This window comes from Campylobacter sp. 2018MI10 (genome assembly GCF_018501175.1).
Lineage (GTDB): Bacteria > Campylobacterota > Campylobacteria > Campylobacterales > Campylobacteraceae > Campylobacter_E.
Genome location: NZ_JAHCZD010000034.1, coordinates 1 through 2,485 on the forward strand (window position 1 = coordinate 1; position 2,485 = coordinate 2,485).

Consider the following 2,485-nt stretch of genomic DNA (forward strand, 5'->3'; position numbering starts at 1 on the left):
GTAATTTAGCTCTTGCTGATACTATTCCAAGCACTGCTATAAATTCTTTAGCGTATGCTAAAGATACTATTAGTAATGGCAAAACTATAACAAGCACTACTTATTCAAAACCAACTGATATTACTCACACAGGTGGAAATATTAAATTAGGTAAAATTAATGAAACTCATTTTATAAGTAATTTAAATATTACTACAAGCGATACAAACAATAGATTAGAAATAAATGGTGATGTATATTTACAAAATATGAATATATCTAAAGTTAATCAAAATGGTAATACAAATTTTGGAATATTAATAGACAATAACAAAAAAACATCGAGTCTGACTATGATTGGTGGAAGTTTAACTAATGTTGCTTTAGATTTATGGACTGCTGGTTATAATGATTCTATTATATTAGATGGAGTAAAAATTGAAAATATTAAATATGCTCATAAAACTCCACAAAGTGGTAATTTAATTGTGTCTAATTCAACTATAAAAGATAGTAGCTTTAATAAAGAAACTACTTTTGTTAATTCTAAATTGCTTGGAAATATTAGTGGAAATATTGTTGTAGATAATTCTATAGTAGAAGCTACTTTAAATACGAATACTTTAGAAGTTATAAATGGCACTACAATTAGTTCTGATATTAGCAAGGTTAATAATTTTATTTTAGATAATTCTACTTTAACCACAGATTTAAATGCCAAAAATATTACCATTAAAAATGATGCAAAATACAATAATAAAAATATCACAGCAAGTGGCACATTGACTATTGAAAATCATCAAATTATAAATAACGATAAAGATAAAATAACATTAAAATCTAATGGAATTTCAACATATAAAGATAGTGTTATTAAAAATGCAGTTTTGGATTCAAATCTTAATAGGATTGATTTTTATAATACAAATGAATTAGATAATGTAAAAATATCTAATGATAATGCTTGGGATGTTACAAAACATCATATTACGATTCGGAATAATACTAAGGTTACAATAAATGATAGTGAGATAATTAATTCAGCTATTAATCAATCTGCTTCAGCAGATTTTGATAGTGAAGTGATTATTAATAATACTAAATTAGTAGATACAGGAATTGGGGCTTTAAATAAAAATGATTTATATACTAGAATTCCAAAATTAGAATTAAATAATGTAAATTATATAAATAATGTAGAAAATAGTGGGATTTTTGCAAAAGAAATTACTATAAATGGCGGATATATAAAAGCTAATAAATTATATGGAACTGATACTTTTATAGTTCCAGGAGTAAATGATATTTCAACTCAAGATAATACTAAGGTTATTATAAAAGGTGGTGCTATTATAGAAGCATTGGTTGATGGGGAAGAATTAGAGATATACAATTCAAAACTAACAGGAGATTCTCTTATTACCAATATAAAAACAGATAATAGTGAATTAATCGGCAAAATAGAAGCTACTAATAATATTGATATTAGCAATTCTAGTATCAAAGGTGATATAAAAGGTAGTGAATTAAAGCTTTTAAATTCTGATTTAAATTCAAATTTAATAGATATTGCAAATAATGTAATTATTGAAAATACTGAAGCAAAAACCATCACAGGAAATTTTAAAGTAGGCAACGACTTTAAATCAAGCAATACAATTATTCAAGGCAGTATTAATACTACAAATAATATGGAATTAAATAATTCTAATATTAAAGGCGATATAACTGCTAATAATTTAACTTTAAATAATTCTAGTATTACTAATAAAGCTGATGGTTCTACTAATACTATAAATGTTACAAACGATTTAACTATAAATAACGAAAGCCAAACTACCATCACAGGAAATTTTCAAGTAGGCAATGACTTTAAATCAAGCAATACAATCTTTAGTGGAGATATAACTGCAAATAAATTATTAAGCGATAATAAAAGCACTTTTCAAGGTAATGTTAGTGCTGATAGCATAAATGCAGTTGGTTCTATATTTAAACAAACTCTAACTATTACAGGTAATAGTAAAAACAATGTCTTAGATAAAGCTAAATTAGAGCAAGGCATAATAATTGATAGTAAAGATGCAAAAGTAAGTGTAATAAACGGCTCAGAAATCAAAGGAGAAATAAAAAACGAAGGCTTTATAAATGTAGAAAAAGGCTCAACAGTATCAGAAAAAGTAACAGGTAGTGGTATTTTAAAAACTGATGGAGCTTTTTATGAAGATAATGTAAGTATAGGCAAGATTGAAGGAGAGAACAATACTTTTAAAGGCGATGTAACAGTTACTAATGCAGTAGATGTTTATGCTGATAATAATACATTTCATAAAAACTTAGAAGTTACAAACGGCAAACTAATAGCTACTACTAAGAATGACTTTAAAGATATTAATGCTAATAATATTGATTTTATAAACGATGATATAAAAACAACCGATGAAATCAAAGCTCAAACAATAAAAGTAGATGATAAGCTAGTAATTAAAAATATAGATTTAAAAAC

General features: G+C 25.4%; 1 protein-coding gene. It reads left to right on the forward strand.

Translation table 11 applies throughout. From position 1 onward, the window contains the following. A partial coding sequence (locus tag KJR01_RS09500; RefSeq protein WP_214118994.1) for a hypothetical protein occupies positions 1-2,485 on the forward strand: 2,485 nt, incomplete at both ends.